8 protein-coding genes and 1 riboswitch are annotated in these 19,743 nt (G+C 66.9%); of the genes, 5 read left to right on the plus strand and 3 right to left on the minus strand.

From position 1 onward, the window contains the following. Positions 1-73: 73 nt before the first annotated feature. From ACF8NF_RS22020 to ACF8NF_RS22030, 3 genes are all read left to right on the plus strand, one after another. The gene (locus tag ACF8NF_RS22020; RefSeq protein ID WP_016450406.1) at positions 74-601 is read left to right on the plus strand and encodes a copper chaperone PCu(A)C; all 528 of its coding nucleotides are present in this window, start codon (positions 74-76) and stop codon (positions 599-601) included. Positions 602-743: 142 nt separating this feature from the next. Then, on the plus strand, positions 744-1,688 hold the full coding sequence (locus ACF8NF_RS22025; protein WP_209672390.1) for a PhaM family polyhydroxyalkanoate granule multifunctional regulatory protein: 945 nt from the start codon (positions 744-746) through the stop codon (positions 1,686-1,688). Between the two features lie 81 nt (positions 1,689-1,769). Further along, positions 1,770-3,005 carry an FIST N-terminal domain-containing protein gene (locus ACF8NF_RS22030; RefSeq protein WP_392451280.1) on the plus strand — a complete coding sequence of 412 codons (1,236 nt, stop codon included), beginning with the start codon at positions 1,770-1,772 and terminating at the stop codon, positions 3,003-3,005. Positions 3,006-3,046: 41 nt separating this feature from the next. Here the strand turns inward: ACF8NF_RS22030 and ACF8NF_RS22035 are convergent, their stop codons facing one another. Continuing rightward, a complete protein-coding gene (locus tag ACF8NF_RS22035) occupies positions 3,047-4,378 on the minus strand; it encodes a D-amino acid dehydrogenase (protein WP_392451281.1) in 1,332 nt (443 codons plus the stop codon). A 93-nt stretch (positions 4,379-4,471) separates the two neighbouring features. Further along, positions 4,472-4,582: riboswitch (glycine riboswitch) on the minus strand. Positions 4,583-4,970: 388 nt separating this feature from the next. On the opposite strand from ACF8NF_RS22035, the gene ACF8NF_RS22040 reads away from it, so the two are divergent. After that, positions 4,971-13,979 carry a beta strand repeat-containing protein gene (locus ACF8NF_RS22040; protein WP_392451282.1) on the plus strand — a complete coding sequence of 3,003 codons (9,009 nt, stop codon included), beginning with the start codon at positions 4,971-4,973 and terminating at the stop codon, positions 13,977-13,979. A 321-nt stretch (positions 13,980-14,300) separates the two neighbouring features. Then, a complete protein-coding gene (locus ACF8NF_RS22045) occupies positions 14,301-16,919 on the plus strand; it encodes a PepSY domain-containing protein (RefSeq protein ID WP_392451283.1) in 2,619 nt (872 codons plus the stop codon). Between the two features lie 136 nt (positions 16,920-17,055). Here the strand turns inward: ACF8NF_RS22045 and ACF8NF_RS22050 are convergent, their stop codons facing one another. Further along, positions 17,056-18,216, minus strand: a complete 1,161-nt coding sequence (locus ACF8NF_RS22050) for a CMD domain-containing protein (protein WP_392451284.1) — start codon at positions 18,214-18,216, stop codon at positions 17,056-17,058. Positions 18,217-18,223: 7 nt separating this feature from the next. Continuing rightward, complete coding sequence (locus ACF8NF_RS22055; protein WP_392451285.1) at positions 18,224-19,705, minus strand: SidA/IucD/PvdA family monooxygenase; 1,482 nt, start codon at positions 19,703-19,705, stop codon at positions 18,224-18,226. Positions 19,706-19,743 lie beyond the last annotated feature (38 nt).

Genomic DNA, 19,743 nt, shown 5'->3' on the forward strand with positions numbered 1-19,743 from the left:
TTCGCTTGGCCAACCCTTTTTGCAAGGCACGAAGACCGTGCCGCTATGCATTGAAATTTCTGGAGAAACCGTGATGACACTGCGTCAATGGACCACCCCTTTCCTGATCGCCGCCTCCCTGTCCATGGGCCTGGCCCATGCCCATGCCGATGCGGCCCATGTCAAGGCCGACGCCGCCTGGGCGCGTGCCAGCGTGCCGGGCCAGCAGGCCACGGGCGCCTTCATGCGCCTGACGGCCGAGGAGCCGCTGCGCCTGGTGGGCGTGGAGTCGCCCGCCGCCGGCGTGGCCGAGGTGCATGAAATGAAGATGGAAGGCGATGTGATGCGCATGCGCGCCATCGACGGCCTGGACCTGCCCAAGGGCGTGGCCGTGGATCTGAAGCCCGGCGGCTACCACGTCATGCTGCAGCAGCTCAAGAGCCCGCTGCTCAAGGACAGTCAGGTACCCATCACCCTGGTGTTCAAGGACGCCAAGGGCGAGACCTCGCGCCTGAGCCTGCAGGTCCCCGTGCGCGCCATGGCGCCCGGCGCAGGTGCGGCATCGGCTGCGCAGGGCGGCGCGCATGGCGGACACGGCGGACATGCCGGCCACTCCCACTGAGCTTTTTGTCATCCACCGGGTTTGTGCGCAGCGGGCCGTGCATGACTTGCGATGGACTTGGCGTGTGCCTGGGTTAAGCTGAGCGCATGGCCGGTGTGCTTCACCGGCATGTTCTTCCAACCCAGTCCTAGCGAGTGCTGCCATGAGTGATGCGTCCTCCTTCGGTTTCGGCAAGTTCATCCCCGGTTTCGACTTCCTGCAGGGCCTGGCCCAGAGTGCAGGATCGGCCACCGCCCGGCCCCTGGGGCGCCTGCCCGAATGGGTGGCGCCCACGGTGAGCATCGAAGAGGTGGACAAGCGCATCACCGAACTCAAAGCCGTGCAGTTCTGGCTCGACCAGAACGGCAAGGCGCTGGCCGCCACCATCCAGGCCCTGGAAGTGCAGCGCATGACGCTGTCCACCTTGCAGGGCATGAACGTCAGCATGGGCGAGCTGGCGCAGGCCTTCCAGTTCCCTGCAGCCGCAACCGCCGCGGCCACCGCTGCGGCCAAGGGCGCCGCCAGCGCGGGGCAGGGCGACCTTTCGGACTGGCCCATGTCCTCGGCCGCCAGCCGGGCGAGCAAGAAGGAAAAGCCGCAGCCCGAGCCCGCACAGGCCGCTGCCGCGCCGCCTGCAGCCCCCGAGGCGGGCAAGGCCGCCGACAGACCCGCAGCCGCGGAGACTGCGGCGCCCAAGGACGAGTCCGCCCAGGCCGCCGCCATGGGCCAGGCCATGCAGTGGTGGGGCGCGTTGACCCAGCAATTCCAGCAGATCGCCGCCAAGGCCATGGCCGAGCCCATGGCCCCGGAGGCCGTGGCGGCCGCCCAGCGCGCCACCGGCATGGCCGGTGACCTGGCCAAGGCCACCATGGACCGCATGGCGGCACAGGCCAGCGCCTTTGCTGCGCAGGCGGGCAAGGCGGCGGCGGTCTCCCCTGCCAAGGCGCCGTCCGCGAAGCCGGCGGCCAAGGCTGCGGCGCAGGCCGAAGCCCCCAGGACCGCTGCCAAGGCTCCCGCCAAAGCGGCTGCCAGGAAAACCGCTGCAAAGGCTGGAGCCAAGGCGCCGGCCGCCAGCAAGCCGGCAGCCAAGAGCCGGCCGGCGCGTTGACCGATCGGGCCGGACCCATGGATGCGCAAGGCCCCAGCCACCCGCAAGCCGGGTGCTGGCGGGGCTAGAAAGAAGGTTGGTATGTCGTTGTTTCCTGTAGGCCATGCCAGCCATTCCGACTGGCGCGCCGCGGCCGACGCGGTGCTGCAGCAGCTGCGCTTGCAGATGGCCGGGCCCGGCCACGCGCAGCGGCCCCGTCTGGGACTGGTGTACCTGTCCCATGCGCATGCCGCCCACGCACGGCCACTGCTGCAGCATCTGGCCAGGGCCCTGCCCCATGTGGCGGACTGGGCCGGCTGCTCGGCCGGCGGCGTTCTGGCCATGTCGCATGAGTACCTTTCAGGAACCGCGCTCGCGGTGATGCTGCTGGATGTACCGGCCGCCCACTACCGCCTGTATTCGGGCCTGGCGCCCCTGCATGCGCCTGGCGGCGAGGCCGGCTTCGCCGCCCATTCGGCCCTGGTCCATGCCGCAGGCGGCCAGCCCGAGCTGGCAGAGCTGCTGTACGAGCTGTCCGAGCGCACCGAGTCCGGCCTGCTGTTCGGCGGCGTGGGCGATGACGGGGAAGATGGCGTGGAGGGCGTGCAGATCGCCTGCCGTACCGAGGATCTGCATGCGCAGCATGCGGACGCGCGCGGCATTTTTCGTGGTGGCTTTTCAGGCGTGGCCTTCGGTGCCGGCGTGCCCTGCATCACGGGCATGGCCCAGGGCTGCGTGCCGCTGGGCGAGGGGCTGGAGATCACCGAGGCGCGCGGCGCCCTGGTCACCGGGCTTGATGGCGATCCGGCCCTGCAGCGCCTGCTGCAACTGCTGGGCGTGGAGCTGGAAGGCAGCGACTGGCAGCCCGCGCTGACCACGGTCCGCACCACGCTGGCGGCCATTGCGCCGCCGGGCCGGGGCCTGGCCCACGGCGTGCTGACCGAAGAGGCCCAGGTGCTGACCCTGGTTGGCCTGGACCCGCTGCGCCAGGGCGTGGCCCTGTCCTCGGCCGTGGAGGCCGGGCATTCGGTGATCTTCTGCCGCCGCCAGGCCCAGGTGGCGCGCCAGGAACTGCTGCAACTGGGCGCTGCGCTGCGCGATGCGGCGGAGCCCGAGGAGGCGGTGCCCGAAGGCGAGGCACAGCCCCGCATCCGTGGCGCCATCTACATCAGTTGCCGGGGCCGCGGCGGCGGCCTGTTCGGCGGCCCCGATGCCGAACTGCGCACCCTGCGCCACGCACTGGGCGATGTGCCATTGATCGGCTTCGTTGCCGAAGCCGAGATCATGGACGCCCGCCTGCACCGCTTCGCCGGGGTGTTGACGGTGTTCACTGCCTAGGCGTCGTACACGCCGTACACACGGTACACACCGTCTGCACCTCAGACCGCGCGCGGGCGCACCGTGCCTGCGCTGCGATCCGGGTCCATGGCTGCGGCTCCCAGAAAATCGAAATCCACGGCCGGCTGCCTGCCGCTGACCAGGTCGGCCAGCGCCATGCCGGAGCCGCAGGCATGGGTCCAGCCCAGCGTGCCGTGGCCGGTGTTCAGGAACAGGTTGGCGATGGGCGAGCGTCCGATCAGCGGCACATTGCTGGGCGTGGCGGGGCGCAGGCCGCTCCAGAACTGGGCGCGCCCGGTATCGCCGGCGCCGGGGAACAGCTGCTGCACGCGCCGCACGATGGCCTCGCAACGCACGGGGTCCAGGTTGCGGTCGTAGCCGTTGAACTCGGCCGTGCCCGCAATGCGCAGGCGGTCGCCTTGCGCGCCCGTGTAGCGCGAGAACACCAGCTTGAACTCGTCGTCCGTGAGGCTGACCTGATAGGCCTTGGCGGGGTCCAGCACCGGCAGGGTCACGGAGTAGCCCTTGGCCGGATAGATGGGCAGGCGCAACCCCAGCGGCTGGGCCAGCAGCGGGCTGAACGAGCCCATGGCCAGCACATAGGCGTCGCCCTGGATGCGTTCATAGCGGCCCTCGGCATTGGTCACCTCCACATGGTCGATATGGCGGCTGGCGCCCGCGCCCGTGGTGCGCAGCGCCGTCACGTGGTGGCTCTGGCGGAACTGCACGCCCGTGGCGGCGGCGATGCGCGCCAGCTCGCGTGTGAAGAGGTTGGCGTCGCCCGATTCATCCTCGGCCGTATAGGTGGCGCCCGCTATCTGCCCGCGCACATGGGCCAGGGCCGGCTCCAGGCGCACGGCCTCGTCGGCATCGATCAGGCGGCGGTCGCAGCCCAGGGCCTGCATCTGCTCGGTGGGCTTGAGCGCGCCCTCGAACTCGCGGGCGTTCGTATAGAAGTGCAGGATGCCCTGCGTGCGCTGCTCGTACTGGATGCCGGTGTCCGACCGCAGCTGCTGCAGGGCCTCGCGGCTGTAGGTGCCCAGGCGCACGATCTGCTGGATGTTGTGGCGCGTGCGCGCGGGCGTGCAGTTGCGCAGGAAGGACAGGCCCCAGAGCCACTGGCGCATGTCGGCGCGCAGGCGGAACAGCAGGGGGGCATCCTGCCGGCCCAGCCAGCCCAGCAGCTTCAGCGGTGCGCCGGGGTTGGCCCAGGGCTCGGCATGGCTGACCGAGATCTGCCCGCCGTTGGCGAAGCTGGTTTCGGCGCCGGGCGCGGCCTGGCGGTCGATGACGGTCACTTCATGACCGAGGGATTGCAGATAGTAGGCCGACGTGGTGCCGATCAGACCGGCTCCGAGAACGATGACGCGCATGACGATGCCCTTTCAAAGGCATGTGCCGGGTCACGCGAAAGCTGGCCGCTATGGTCTGGATAGCAGGCAGCCGGCGTCCGTCGTGACGCAGCTGCCGCTCCCCCTGTCCTTGGTACCTGAGAGATTCACCGCCGTCCATGGGAACGGGGCTTGCTCCTTCGGTGCGCCGCACATTGCGTGCGGCGGCTCTCCAGACGGCATGTTGTGTTTGCAGTACGGAACCTGAGCGTGTATGGGAGTTTGCGCCTTCGGTGAGGCTCGGCACCGTGGCGCCCGCCTGCTCTCCTGCAGGGGCGATTCTATGGGGCTTGCGCAGCCAGCTCCAGTCGTATTGGGGATACCACCAGTTACCTGTATGTGGTGTGGCTGATTCAGGGTATTCCCTAGATCGCTCAAGCGCCTCCCTCGTAGCGCTGGTACGTGTCTCCGGTTTCATGTAAAAAAACTATTGAAATAGAAAAAAACATGATTTAGCCTATCGATATGTGCAGTGGTTTGTCAGTGCTTGTTCTGGTCGATTGGACCTGCATGGGTTAACCATGGGTTGTATATATGTCTGATAGGCGACTTACCGTTGCACAGGTGCGGGTCCATGGAAACTGGTCCATCACTGAAAAAATACAAGCACGGTGAATATGGTTTGTCGAGGGAGGAATGTTTTGCGTCGCAAACCCGACTGAAGGTGTGTCCGCTCAATAGGCAGTGGAGCAGCGCGCAAGCGTTGATGGAAATCCGCCTTTTTTTGATTGACGCGCAGGATCTGCGCGAAAAATTTTGCTTCCAAACTCACCGGCTGCAAGGTGAGTTGTGGGCTCGTGATTCAAATAGAACTATTCGAGGTACGGCGATGCAAATGCGCTGGGTACAACTGATGGCCATTGCCATTGGGAAAATCATTTTCCTGTCATATCTCCTTGAGAAAACGGGGAATATCATGCATGCTCTCAATCGCCTGCCTGGTTCGGCATTTTTTCGCAAGTGGCGTGCAGCGAAGTGCCTTTTCTCTTTGCTGCTGCTTTCATGCGCGGGTATCTCATCCACGGCACTGGCGGCGACCATCGTCTTCACGGTCACCGACAACAGCGATGCTCCCAATGCCAATGCAACGACACCAACCACCTGTGTCAGCACGCTGGGGGGCACCTTTGCTGGCGCATGTACGCTGCGAGCGGCCATTCAGGCAGCCAACTACACGCTGCAAACGCTGGATCCGAGTGCCGATGTTTCCATCGTCTTTGCGCCGACACTGACCACGTCGGTACGGACCATACAGAGCGGGACATCCAAGGATGCGGCGGGAAACCTCCATCCGTATGTCGACAATCAGACGGTTTACGTGCGCTGTGCCAATACATTCATCAGCGGAGCCCAGTCCGGCGCCGTGACGGGAGCCACCAATGCCTGTGGTCAAAGCCAGATGATCAGCGGCGGCGATTCGACGACCACCACTGGTGGCGGCGGTGCCTGGTACTGGCTCAAAGGCACCGTGCCAGCCGGCACGGGCTCGTTGACCATCGATTTCGGGGGAGTCATACAAGTCCAGAACTGGGCGGACTCCCCCTGGGAAACTTTTTATCTTGGTGGGAAGAACATCACGCTCACCAATTCGCCCAACATGACCTGTGGCGAAGCGGTATTCGTCGTTGGCTCCCCGGCGAACAATGTCACCATTGACCGCGTCGGCCTGGTGAATGTGGCGCCAACCCCTGCGGGAGAGGGGACGCCGTTCAACTGCGAGCTGTACGCGGAGATTCATCAAGGCGCACAAAACGTATTCTTTACCAATAGCACGATCAATTCCGCGATATGGAATGGAAATTACGGCAATAACAAGGGCTCGGCTATTTCCGTTGCCGCAAGCAACGGTGCAGGCACAGTTTCCAACATTGTTGTCGATAATTTCACGGTAACGAATCTGCCCAACCCTATCGGGGGAATGCAGCTCGAGCAGTTCTTCCAGGTCATGTCGAACATGACCGTCAACGGATTGACGATCAAAGATTCGAATATCGCACTGAGCCCGACTGGTGGAAATGCGCCCAGGGCCGTGGTGTCGGTTGATGGAACGATCAACCTGGGCAATGGAATTGGTCTTGCCGTGACGGGTAATACCTTCTCGCTGCCTATTGCCGCCTATACCGCTTCATCGCCAATGCATGTGTCGGCACCAACGGTGAATACGGCAGCCTCAGGCACGACGCAGGTAGTGACGGTGACCGATAACAATTTCACTGGCGGCGGGGACGGGTTGAATATTAGTGGGACGGGTACGGCACCAGGGTTGATTGGCAACAACAAGATGACAAGCCAGTCGAGAAGTGCCATTCGTATCACTACGCATGATTTCTTCAAGATTTCTCAGAACACGCTGTTTTCCGTGCCTGTGGCTGCAAACTCAGGTATCAGTTTGCTGACGACGGCCAATGGACAAACCGGATGGACCCCGACCCTTGGCGTTGGCGCCAGTGACACCGCCGCCTGCACCTGGACATTCAATATCACGGCAAATGCCAATGCGAGCGAGCCGGCACCGTATACGGTGGAAGCCTTTTGGTCGCCGACCGGCGCGGGCGTCAACGATGCGCAGGTCTATCTGGGCTCAGGGACCATGGCCGGAGCCTCGGGAACGCTGACCGTTCCTTCGTATCTCAGCGGCCAGGTGCGGGTCACAGTGACGGACAGCAATTCCGGTGGAGCCCAGACCTCGCAGCTTTCAACGGCTGCAAGCGTCACCGGTTTTCCCTGTGCCCTGAAATCCGGCGTTCTGGCGACGACCAACAATCAACCTGTCGGCAGCAGCGACTTGCTGGAGGTCTACATTGTTGACGGCCAAGGCAATGCCTGGACGGGGGGCAGTGACACCGTTACCTTCGCAGCGCCGCCTGCAGGTGTCACGTTCAATGGCAGCTCCGCCGCAGTCAGCTGCACGACCGACTCCAGCGGAAAGTGCGCGTCTCCCATCAATGCCAGCAGCAGTGTCGCCGGAACGTTCGCCACCCCCGTGACCTTGTCGTCGTCAGTCGCTGGTGCCACGTTCTCCAATCTTCCATTGGGTGGAAGTCCGGTATCTGGCGCAGTGACCTATCAGCCTTCGCCGGTTGCTTACAGCTTCACCGCGCTCCCGGCCAGCACGACCGGTTCTGAAATCGCCGCGAGTCCGCCATCGATTGCGGCCAATGGCGTCTCCACCAGCACCTTGGCCGTGCAGTTGAAGGATGCGTTAGGCAACCTTGTCTCCACCTGTACCGATACGGTGGCCTTCACCCTCAATGCGGGGACGCAAGGCGTTCCTGCCGTCAGCGTCACGGGCTGCAGTGCCGGCATGTACACGGGGACGGTGACATCGCCGGTGCTGGTCGGCAGCGGCACCTTCGGGTTCACCATCAACGGGGCTGCGGCTGTTGCCACCGCAACGGTCTCCTATGCGGCCGCAACGCCGAGCACGAGTGCATCGACGATAGTCGCCACTCCGGCATCGATCGTGGCCAACGGCAGCTCCACCAGCGTGCTGCGCGTGCAACTGGTCGATGCCAGCAGCAATCCGATCAACACGTGCACGAACACGGTGGCGTTCACCCTGAACGGCGGAACGCAGGGAACGCCGAGTGTGGGCGCGGCCTCGTGTACCGCCGGCATCTATACGGGCACCGTCACATCGCCCACGGCGGTCGGCAGCGGGATCTTCGGATTCACCATCAACGGCTCTGCCGCAGTTGCTACGGCTTCAGTGAGCTACACGGCGGGTCCGCCAAGTACCAGCGCCTCGACCATCGTTGCGAGTCCGACCTCGATCATTGCCAATGGCACTGCAACCAGCACATTGACGGCGCAGCTCAAGGATGCGTCAGGCAATTCGATTGCGACCTGTGCCAACACGGTGGCCTTCACGCTGAACGGTGGAACACAGGGCTCGCCCGCGGTCGGCGCGGGGGCGTGCAGCGCAGGGGTGTACACGGCCACCGTCACGGCACCTACCGCAGTCGGCAGCGGCACCTTTGGTTTCACCATCAATGGCTCGGCCGCCACGGCTACGGCTGCGGTGAACTACACGGCCGGCTCGCCCAGCAATGGCGCGAATGGAAACCTGATCAGTGCCAGTCCGCTCAGCGTTGTCGCAGACAACACTGCCACGAGCTCGATCAGCGTGACCCTGCGCGATGCCAATGGCAATCCCGCCACGGATACGGTGGCGCACACGATTGTCTTCACCAAAACGGGCGTGGGCACGACCACGCCGGCCGCACCCACGTGCACGATCGCGGCCAACGCCAATCCGGCCACCTGCTCCGTGACGGTGAAATCGGCCACGGTCGGCACCGCAAGCTTCACGGCAACGGACAACGGAGAGGCCGTGAGCAATGGCAGTCCGGTATCGGTCAACTTCATTGCCGGGCCGCCCAGCAATACAGCCAGTGGCAATCTGCTCAGTGCCACACCGCTCTCGGTGATGGCCGACGGTACGAGCACCGGCACGGTGACCGTCGCACTGCAGGACGCCAATGGCAATGCAACCGTCGATACGGTTGCCCACACCATCGGCTTTGTCCATACCGGCGCCGGCACGCCGTCGGCAACTTCCTGCACGATTGCGGCCAATGCGAATCCAGCGCGCTGCTCCATCACGGTGACATCCACCGTCGCGAGTGCGGCGAGCTTCACAGCCACGGACAACAACGGCACCACCACCCAGAGCGTGGCCAATGGCAGTCCGGCCGTGATCAACTTCACGGCCAATGCCGCCGACCCCGCCAGGTCGGGGGTGCGTACCGTCAGCAGTCCGGCCACGGCCAATGGCTCGGCGACGGATGTGCTTGAAGCGTTTGTGGGAGATGTCAACGGCAATCCGGTGGCCGGAAGCGTTGTCACGTTCTCTCCCACCGCAAACATCACCTTCAGCGGTACCTGCACCACCAATGCGGCTGGTACCTGCCAGGTCACCGCCAGGACAACCGTCGCGGGCTCCTACGCTTCCGGCGCAAGCATCGCGGGGGGCGCATTGAGCGGCAGCGGCATCAGCTCCGGCGGCAATACGTACGGCACTACGGCTGCCTATGTCTTTACGGCAGGTGCCGTCGATCCCGCCAATTCGACCATGTCGGTCGATGTGAACAACCAGGCAGCCGGCGGCGGCCAGGACGTCGTTTCCGTGGTCACCAAGGATGCGTTCGGCAATCCGGTCACTGGCGTTGCCGTGAACTTCAGCGTGACGCCTGCCGGAGCCTCTCCTGCCACCGCCAGCTGCACGACTGCCGGTGTGGCGGCGACCTGCTCGGTGTCGTTCACCAGCGTGACCGCATCGACTTACTCGGTTGCCGCCACGGTGGGGGCGGTTGCCATCGGCAACAGCCCGCAATCGATGGCCTTTGTCGCCGGCAATGCCTCGGCAAGCAATTCGGGCCTGCGTGTCGTGAGCGACAACGCGGCGGCAAATGGCACGGCAACCGATGTGGTGGAAGCATATGTGCGCGATGCCGGTGGCAACCCCAAGGGCGGCGAGGTCGTCACCTTCGCCGGTACCCCCGGCGTGAAGCTGAACGGTGGCGCGGACGGCGCGTCAGCCACTTGCACCACTGGAACAAGCGGCACAACTCTGGGCATCTGCTCGATCACTGCCACCAGTACAGCAAGTGGTACCTACAGCATCGCCACCAGCATTCCTGCAGGAACCCTGGGTGGCACGTTCACCGTGGGAGCAAACGCGTATTCGCCAAGCGCCGCACAAATTCATTTTGTGAGCGTGGTGAACCTCAGTGTCACCAAGGCCAACCCGGGCAGCCTGGCCGTAGGTTCGCCCTTCAACTACACCTTTACGGTAGCGAATGCGGCGAGTGCCTTCGGTTCTGCCAGCAGCGTGACCATCAAGGACCTGGTGCCGGCAGGCATCAGCATCACGGGCGTGCCGAGCGGCGCGAACGTGGCCAGTGCGACCTGCACGCCCAACACCTTCCCCTTCGTGGGCAATGGCAGCTCCGTGCTGACTTGTACGGTGAGCTTCACCACGCCGGTGGCGGCCGGTGGCACCACCAGCTTCAATCTGCCGGCTGTGCCGACGGCGGTGGGCTCGAGCACGAACACGGCTTCCTACGATCCGTCCGGCGGCATCAGCCCCGTCAATCCGACAGCCGGTTGCACGACAGACTGCGCTTCCACACCGGTGACTCCAGTCACGCCTGGTACGCCAGCGTTGACGGTCACCAAGGCCAACCCCGGTAGTCTGGCTGTGGGCACGCCCTTCAACTATGCGTTCTCCGTGTCCAACGCCGCTGGAGCGTTTGGTCCTGCCAACAGCGTGACCATCAAGGACCTGGTGCCTGCGGGGATCAGCATCACGGGCGTGCCGAGCGGTGCGAACGTGTCCAGCGCGACCTGCACGCCCAATACCTTCCCCTTCGTGGGCAATGGCACGGCGATCCTGTCTTGCACGGTGAGCTTCACCACGCCGGTGGCGGCCGGTGGCACCACCAGCTTCAATCTGCCGGCTGTGCCGACGGCGGTGGGTTCGAGCACCAACACGGCTTCCTACGATCCGTCGGGTGGCATCAGCCCGGTCAATCCGACGGCGGGTTGCACGACAGACTGCGCTTCCACGCCGGTGACTCCGGTCACGCCTGGCACGCCAGCGCTGACGGTCACCAAGGCCAACCCTGGCAGTCTGGCCGTGGGCACGGCGTTCAACTACGCCTTCACGGTAGCGAATGCGGCCGGTGCCTTCGGCCCTGCCACCAGCGTGACCATCAAGGACCTGGTGCCTGCGGGTATCAGCATCACAGGAGTGCCGACCGGCGCGAACGTGGCCAGCGCGACCTGCACGCCCAACACCTTCCCGTTTGCGGGTAACGGCAGCTCCGTGCTGGCTTGTACGGTGAACTTCACGACCTCGGTCGCAGCCGGTGGCAGCACCAGCTTCAACCTGCCGGCTGTTCCGACGGCGGTGGGCTCGAGTACGAACACGGCTTCCTACGATCCGTCGGGCGGCATCAGCCCCGTCAATCCGACGGCAGGGTGCACGACAGACTGCGCTTCCACACCGGTGACTCCGGTGACGCCAGGCACGCCAGCGTTGACGGTCACCAAGGCCAATCCCGGCAGCCTGGCTGTGGGCACGCCGTTCAACTACGCGTTCTCCGTGTCCAATGCGGCCAGTGCCTTTGGTCCCGCCACCAGCGTGACCATCAAGGACCTGGTGCCTGCGGGCATCAGCATCGCGGGCGTGCCGAGCGGCGCGAACGTGGCCAGTGCGACCTGCACGCCCAATACCTTCCCGTTTGCGGGTAACGGCAGCTCCGTGCTGACGTGTACGGTGAACTTCACGGCGGCAGTGGCAGCCGGTGGCACCACCAGCTTCGATCTGCCGGCTGTGCCGACGGCGGTGGGTTCGAGCACGAACACGGCTTCCTACGATCCGTCGGGTGGCATCAATCCCGTCAATCCAACGGCAGGGTGCACAACAGACTGCGCTTCCACGCCGGTGACTCCGGTCACGCCTGGCACGCCTGCGCTGACGGTCACCAAGGCCAACCCTGGCAGTCTGGCCGTGGGCACGGCGTTCAACTACGCCTTCACGGTAGCGAATGCGGCCGGTGCCTTCGGCCCTGCCACCAGCGTGACCATCAAGGACCTGGTGCCTGCGGGCATCAGCATCGCGGGCGTGCCGAGCGGCGCGAACGTGGCCAGTGCGACCTGCACGCCCAACACCTTCCCGTTTGCGGGTAATGGCAACTCCGTGCTGACGTGCACGGTGAACTTCACTGCGGCAGTGGCGGCCGGTGGCAACACCAGCTTCAACCTGCCGGCTGTGCCCACGGCGGTGGGTTCGAGCACGAACACGGCCTCCTACGATCCGTCGGGCGGCATCAGCCCCGTCAATCCGACGGCGGGGTGTACGACGGATTGCGCATCGACGCCTTCCACGCCGGTGACCCCTGGCACGCCTGCGTTGACGGTCACCAAGGCCAACCCTGGCAGCTTGGCTGTGGGCACGCCGTTCAACTACGCCTTCACGGTAGCGAATGCCGCCAGTGCCTTCGGTCCTGCCACCAGCGTGACCATCAAGGACCTGGTGCCGGCAGGCATCAGCATCACGGGCGTGCCGACTGGTGCAAACGTGGCCAGTGCGACCTGCACGCCCAATACCTTCCCGTTTGCGGGCAATGGCAGCTCCGTGCTGACGTGTACGGTGAACTTCACGGCCTCGGTCGCAGCGGGTGGCAGCACCAGCTTCAACCTGCCGGCTGTTCCGACGGCTGTGGGCTCGAGCACGAACACGGCCTCCTACGATCCGTCGGGCGGCATCAGCCCCGTCAATCCGACGGCCGGTTGCACGACAGACTGCGCTTCCACACCGGTGACTCCGGTGACGCCTGGCACGCCAGCGTTGACGGTCACCAAGGCCAACCCCGGCAGCTTGGCTGTGGGGACTGCGTTCAACTACGCGTTCTCCGTGTCCAACGCTGCCAGTGCCTTCGGTCCCGCCACCAGCGTGACCATCAAGGACCTGGTGCCGGCAGGCATCAGCATCACGGGCGTGCCGACCGGCGCAAATGTGGCCAGCGCGACCTGCACGCCCAATACCTTCCCCTTCGTGGGCAATGGCACGGCGATCCTGTCTTGCACGGTGAGCTTCACCACCCCGGTGGCAGCTGGCAGCAACAGCAGCTTCAACCTGCCGGCTGTGCCGACGGCTGTGGGCTCGAGCACGAATACGGCTTCCTACGATCCGTCGGGTGGCATCAGCCCTGTCAATCCGACGGCCGGTTGCACTGTGAACTGTGCATCGACACCAGCAACGCCGGTCACTCCCAGCACGCAGGTGCCGGTGGCTCCGACGCTGACCGTTTCGCCGACCACGGTGGGAGGCTATCCGCAGATTTCCGGCACCGGCACGCCGGGCTACACGATCACGGTGAAGGATGGCTCGACGACACTGTGTACGGCAATCGTCGCGGCCGATCAGACGTGGAGCTGCACGCCAAGCGGCGGCTTGCCGACGCCGGGTCTGCACACGATCAGCGCGACCCAGACCAATCCAGGCAATGGCAATACCGGACCTGCCACAACGACTTCGCTCAACGTGCTCGGAAAGACCTTCACGGGTCCGACAGCCACCGGGGCAGGCAATGCCACGGCGACCTTGAGCGGTGGTGGCGCGGGCTGCGGGTTCGATGTGTCGCAGTCGTCCTTCGTCGCTGCTGCGGCGGGTGCGCCGGGCCAGTTGAGCTTCCCGTACGGCAATGTGCACTTCGTGGCCCGTGGCTGTACGCCCAGCAGCTCGATCACGGTCAGCGTCACCTGGCCGGGGCCGGTGACCGGCATGGCGTACTGGAAGTTCGGTCCAGCGTCCGCAGGGGCGGCGGACTCCTGGTATCAGCCTGCGGGTGCGGTGGTGTCGGGCAATACGACCTCGGTGGTGGTCACCGATGGCGGCCAGGGTGATGGCGATCGCGCAGCCAATGGCGTGATCGTGGATCCCAGCGGTCCGGCGCGTGTGGGGGCGGCACCGGGTGCCCGGCCGATCCCTGCCCTCGAACCGCGCATGCTCGCCATGGCCATGCTGCTGATGCTGGCTGCAGGCCTGTGGAATCTGCGCCGTAGACGCGGTTGACACACGGTTGAAGAGGCGCTGAACCATCGCCTGCCGAACCTGTTTCGGCAGGCGATTTCCATTGGGTAGAGGCGCTGCATCCCGGCGGCTCAAGCCTGCACGAAACCCCAGGCCGCCTTGCGGGCCTATCGCGCGTGCAACACGCCGTAAATGAGAACAATTTAGAATTTCGCGCTGATGGGTGCCTTGCATCCCTGGGTCCCGGCCGACGCACAGGCGCCTGGCCCCTTCATTCCTGCACGCCTGCCTTCCATGCACCGTTCTGTCCTGATGTTCCGTTGCGCACCGTGATGGACCGCTGAACGCCGCCGCCTGCTCCCCATGACTTTCAAGAAAATCTGGTTCCAGTTGCACTGGTTCGTCGGCATTACGGCCGGCATGGTGCTCATCGTCATCGGGCTGTCGGGCGCGGTGTTCTCGTTCCATGAGGAGATCCTGGGCTGGCTGAATCCCGGCACTGTCTCCGTGCCTGCGCGCGATGACCCACCGCTGGGGCCGCCGCAGATTGCGCAGGCGCTGCGCGAGGCCGGCGAGCAGCGCGTGGTCCAGCGCATCACCGTCTTTGCCGAGCCCGGCCGCTCGGCCCAGGTGGCCTTCAAGCCACCGGCCGGCCAGCGCCGGGGCCAGACGGTCTTTGTCGATCCCTACACGGGCGCGCAGCTGCCCGAGCAACACGGCACGGAGTTCTTCGAATGGGTGGAGCGCCTGCACCGCTGGCTGCTGCTGCCGCGCGATGACGGCAAGCCGATCACGGGCACCCTGGCCGGCCTGTTGCTGATGCTGTCGCTGTCGGGCCTGTACCTGCGCTGGCCGCGCCGGCCGCTGTCCTGGCGCACCTGGCTGACCTTCGACCCGGCGCTCAAGGGCCGCTCCTTTCTCTGGGGCCTGCACTCGGTGGCGGGCACCTGGGCCCTGGTGGCCTATGTGGTGTTCACCTGCACCGGCATGTACTGGGCCTTTGGCGTGGTGCGCAGCACGGTGGATGGCTGGGCCGGCGTGCCGCCGCGTGTGGCCGCTCCCGCGGCGCCGTCCTCGAAACCCGGTGGCGGCCGGCCTGAGCCGGCTGGCGCGCAGCAGCCCATCGACATCGCGCCCGGCTGGGCCGCCTTCGAGCGCATCGCCCATGGCTGGCAGTTCGCCCAGCTGCGCCTGCCCGAGCGCGCGGGCCAGCCCCTGCAGATCAGCTGGCTGGATGCCGATGCCGCCCATGAGCGCGCGCGCAACCAGATGGCGTTGCTGCCCGATGGCACGGTGCAGCGCGACGAGCGCTATGCCGACCTGCCCACGGGCCGCCGCGCCGTGGGCGCCATCTACCCGCTGCACATGGGCACTTATTTCGGCATGCCGGGGCGCATCTTCATGACGCTGGCCTCGCTGATCATGCCCCTGTTCGCCATCACGGGCTGGATGCTCTACCTGGACCGCCGGCGCAAGGCGCGCGCCCTGGCCAAGGAGCGCCAGGCGCTGATGGCGGACCCGCCACCGTCCGCGCCTGCAGGCCAGGACACCGTGCTGGTCGCCTTCGCCAGCCAGGCCGGCCGCGCCGAGCGCCTGGCCGTGGCCACCGTGGCTGCGCTGCGGGGGGCGGGCATGGCGGCCAGCCTGCAATCCGTGGCGGCGCTGGATGCCGAGCAACTGCGCCACCACCGGCGCGTGCTCTTCGTGGCCAGCACCTTTGGCGAAGGCGACCCGCCGGATGCCGCGCGCCGCTTTGCCCGCCTGCTGGGCGCGGCCTCGGGCTCGGCCCTGCCGCACCTGCAATACGGCCTGCTGGCGTTGGGCGATCGGCAGTACGCGGCCTTCTGCGGCTTTGGCCATGCACTGGACCACCAGCTGCGCCGCCTGGGCGCACAGCCCGTGTTTCCGCTGATCGAGATGGATGGCGAGGACACCCAGGCCTGGCATGCCTGGCAGCAGGCGCTGGCAGGGCATTTCGGCGCCGTGCTGCCCGTGTGCGATGCCCTGCCTGCGTCTTCGGCGGAACCGCTTGCCGATGCCACGGCCTTTGCCGCATGGCCGCTGCAGGCGCGCAGCCTGTGCAACGCGGGCAGCCAGGGCGCAGGGCTTTATGTGCTGGACTTGGCACCGCCCGAAGGCGTGGCCCCGCTGTGGCGGGCTGGTGCGCTGGCCGAGGTGCTGCCACGCCATGGCGCAGCCACCGTGCAGGCCTGGCTGGCCGTCCAGGAATGTGATGGTTCGGCCCCCGTGCAATGGCGCCAGCAGACCTGCACGCTGGCCGAGGCGCTGGCCGCCAGCGTGCTGCCGGCCCCGGGCGACATCGCCCCCGGCACCGCGCCCCAGGCCGTGGCCGATGCGCTGCGGCCCCTGCTGCCGCGCAGCTACTCGGTCGCCTCGCTGCCGCAGGACGGCCATGTGCGGCTGCTGGTGCGCCAGGCCCGCCATGACGGCGGCCTGGGCGTGGCGTCGGGCTGGCTGACGGCGCATGCGGCCCGGGGCACCTCCGTGGCCATGAGACTGGTGGAAAACCGCGCCTTCGAGCCGCGTGAAGAGGCAGGTGCCGAGCCCGACGCTCCGGCCATCTTCATCGGCAACGGCTCCGGCTATGCCGGCCTGCGCGGCCACCTGCTGGCGCGCATGCACGCAGGCCGCCACCGCAACTGGCTGCTGTTCGGCGAACGCCAGCGGGCCCATGACGGGTACTGCGAGGCCGAGGTCTCCGGCTGGCTGGCCGCAGGCAAGCTGCAGCGCGCCGACTTCATCTACTCCCGCGACCAGGCCCGGCGCCGCTACGTGCAGGATGCCCTGCGCGAAGCCGCCGAACCCCTGCGCGACTGGATCGCCGACGGCGCCGTGCTCTACGTCTGCGGCAGCGCCGACGGCATGGCCGCAGGCGTCGATGCCGCGCTGGCCGACATCCTGGGCGCTACCGCCGTCGAAGACCTGATCGTCGAAGGCCGTTACAGAAGAGATGTGTACTGAACGTGGTGCGCATGCTGGACGTAGCGGATAAAACCGGCGCGGCCCCAAAGCAGGGGACAGCAAGCAAGGGCCGCCCCGCAGCGAGGCTGTCGTCCCCCTCCCGCGTAGCGAGAGAGGGGGAAGGCGCGTAAGCGCCTCAGGGGGTGATGTACTTTTCCTTCCCGAGATTGAGCATCAACCGGTTCGCCCAGCCGAACAGCGCGGCCGAATGCAGCATGTCCAGGATTTCCTGGTCCGTGAGGCCGGCATCGCGCAGCGGCTGCAGCTGGGCGGAGCCAAAGCTGCCGGGCGCGCGCGTCAGCGCCAGCGAGGACTGGATGATGGCGCGTTCGCGCGCATTGGTGCCGGCCGTGTCCGGGTCGTCGAACATCTGGGCCATGACATCGTTGCGCTTGGCCAGCTGCTCGAAGCGCTGGGCGTGGACCGATGCGCAGTACACGCAGCCGTTGGAGCGGGAGACGGCCGTGGCCGCCACCTCGCGCTCGGCGCGCGACAGGCCGCCGGGCGCGTACATGATGGCGTTGAAGGCCTGCGAGCGCTCCGACAGCACGCGCGGCTGGCGGGCCAGCAGCAGGTAGAAGTCCGACGTGCGCGCCTTGGGGTGGCTCAGGTCCAGCACGGCCTGCTGCTCGGCCGTGGCTGTGGCGGGGTCGAGCACGGGCAGCCAGGACGTCCAGTCCAGCGTCTCGCTGGTGTAGCCGTTGCGGCGCAGCGGCTCGCCCGGTGGCGGCAGGTTGGCGGGGTGCACGAAGGGTGCGGCGGCGGCTTCGGCAGCCGGTGCGCTGGCCTGGCCGCCCAGCGCGTCCATGGCCTGCACGCCCGCGAACAGGCGCAATTGGTAGGCGATGAAACCCACCAGCTGGGCCACCAGCACGGTGTCGTCGATGGACAGGCCGGACTCGGGCATGGCCAGCAGCGCGGTGCGGTCGCTTTCGGCCGGGTGCAGGGCCAGGGTGCGCACAAAGTGCAGGGCCGCATCCAGGCGGGCGTTGCCGGTCTGGGCGCCGGGCTGGGTCAGCACGGTGTGCAGCGCGGGCGTCAGGGCGTCGCCCAGGGATTCGGCACGCTGGCGGTATTCATCGGCCAGGGCCTGCACGCCGCTGACGCGGCATTGCTCGCTGGCCAGCACCAGGCGTTCGGCGCGCGACAGGCTGTCGGCCAGGCCGTCGCCCAGCAGCAGGTCCTCGCAGGCCTGGGTGGCAATGGCCACCTTGTCGCGCTGGCGGCGCGTGGCGAAAACGGGGGACTGGTCGGTCAGGCCGGCCAGGCGGTCGATGGTGTCGTTGGCGGTGGTCATGGGTATCTCAGGTCTTGTCTGCCAGGGCCCGCACGCGGGCTTCGGGGTCGGCGGGCGTCCATTCGCTGCCGTCGAGCTCAGGCTCGGAATAGGACTGCAGCTGGGCGTAGTGGTGTTCCAGGTCCTCGCGGTAGAACAGCGAGGCCAGGCCCTGGGCCAGCTTGCGCGCGCCGTCGCTGATGGCGGGGATATCACCCGACACCGTGCCGTGCGACAGCGCGGCCGGATAGCAAAAGCAGTGCACATGGTCCAGGCCGGGCAGGGCGCCGGGCGTCTTTTCCTGGAACTCGAACAGCGGGCCCAGGTCGGGCGAGTCCGACAGTTCCTGGTCCTCGGCACCCGCCTCGGGCACGAAGCGGTCGCTCCAGATGCGCACATGGGGCGCCAGGTCGGCGAACTCGGGGCGCTGGCGCCAGTCGATGGCAAAGCCGGTGGAGACGATCAGGAAGTCCAGCGTAAACACGCCGCGCGGCGTGCTCACGCGCAGCTTGTCGCCTGCCTGCTCCACCTTCTGCACGGCGCAGCCCAGGTTGAAGTGGGCGTTGGCGTGGCGCGAGACGCGCAGCGTGCTGCCGTGCGGCGGTGGCACCTGCTGCACGTTGATGTAGTGGCGTATGCGCCATTTCCAGGCGTCGGGCAGCAGGAACTGGCCGTGCGTGAGGCCGGGCGTGCCCGAGCCCTTGGATTTGTTGATGCGCGGCAGGTCGCTGCGGCGCACCAGCAGGTCCACGCTGGCGGCGCCGTTCTCCAGCGCGGTGGCCGCGCTGTCCATGGCCGACGAGCCCGCGCCCACCACGCCCACGTGCAGGCCGGCCAGGCGGCCGTAGTCGAGCACGTCGGAGGAGTGCGCCCAGCGGCTGCGGTCCACACCCTGCATGAAGGCGGGGATCTGCGGGCCGCCCAGGCCGTCGCGGCCCGTGGCCAGCACCACGCGGCGCGCCAGCCAAGTGTGCGAGGCGCCATCGGCCGTCACATCGACCTCGACCGTGCCGTCGGCCTGCGGGCGGATGGCGGTGACCTGGTGGCCGTTGCGCACGTCGCAGCGCATCACGCGGCGGTACCAGCGCAGGTAGTCCATCCACTGCAGGCGCGGGATCTTGTCCAGCGCGGCCCAGGCTTCGCGGCCCCATTGGGCGATGAACCAGGCGCGGAAGGTCAGCGAGGGCAGGCCCAGCGCGGGGCCGGTCAGCTCCTTGGGCGAGCGCAGGGTTTCCATGCGCGCCGTCGTGGCCCAGGGGCCTTCGAAGTCCAGCGGGGCCTTGTCCAGCAAAACGGCCGCGATGCCCAGCTGGGACAGCGCGGCCGACAGGGCCAGGCCGGCCTGGCCGGCGCCGATGACCAGGACATCGTGCACGGGCTGGCCGTCGCGGGTGGAGGGAGGAATCCAGGCCTTGGCAGGCCAGCCCAGGGCGACGAGGTCGTCGCGCAGGCGTTCTTCAAGGGCAGCCAGGCCCGCAGGGGCCGCGGCTGCCGGTTCGGTCAGGGACATAGACTCACCAGGAACTCACGAGGAAAGGCGCGCCAGCG

The sequence above is a fragment of the Delftia sp. WSY_22 genome, assembly GCF_043104185.1.
Taxonomy (GTDB): domain Bacteria; phylum Pseudomonadota; class Gammaproteobacteria; order Burkholderiales; family Burkholderiaceae_C; genus Comamonas; species Comamonas tsuruhatensis.

Coding starts and splice junctions, on each gene's coding strand:
- ACF8NF_RS22020 (WP_016450406.1), top strand. CDS start 74: ATGACACTGCGTCAATGGACCACCCCTTTCCTGATCGCCGCCTCCCTG.
- ACF8NF_RS22025 (WP_209672390.1), top strand. CDS start 744: ATGAGTGATGCGTCCTCCTTCGGTTTCGGCAAGTTCATCCCCGGTTTC.
- ACF8NF_RS22030 (WP_392451280.1), top strand. CDS start 1,770: ATGTCGTTGTTTCCTGTAGGCCATGCCAGCCATTCCGACTGGCGCGCC.
- ACF8NF_RS22035 (WP_392451281.1), bottom strand. CDS start 4,378: ATGCGCGTCATCGTTCTCGGAGCCGGTCTGATCGGCACCACGTCGGCC.
- ACF8NF_RS22040 (WP_392451282.1), top strand. CDS start 4,971: ATGGAAACTGGTCCATCACTGAAAAAATACAAGCACGGTGAATATGGT.
- ACF8NF_RS22045 (WP_392451283.1), top strand. CDS start 14,301: ATGACTTTCAAGAAAATCTGGTTCCAGTTGCACTGGTTCGTCGGCATT.
- ACF8NF_RS22050 (WP_392451284.1), bottom strand. CDS start 18,216: ATGACCACCGCCAACGACACCATCGACCGCCTGGCCGGCCTGACCGAC.
- ACF8NF_RS22055 (WP_392451285.1), bottom strand. CDS start 19,705: ATGTCCCTGACCGAACCGGCAGCCGCGGCCCCTGCGGGCCTGGCTGCC.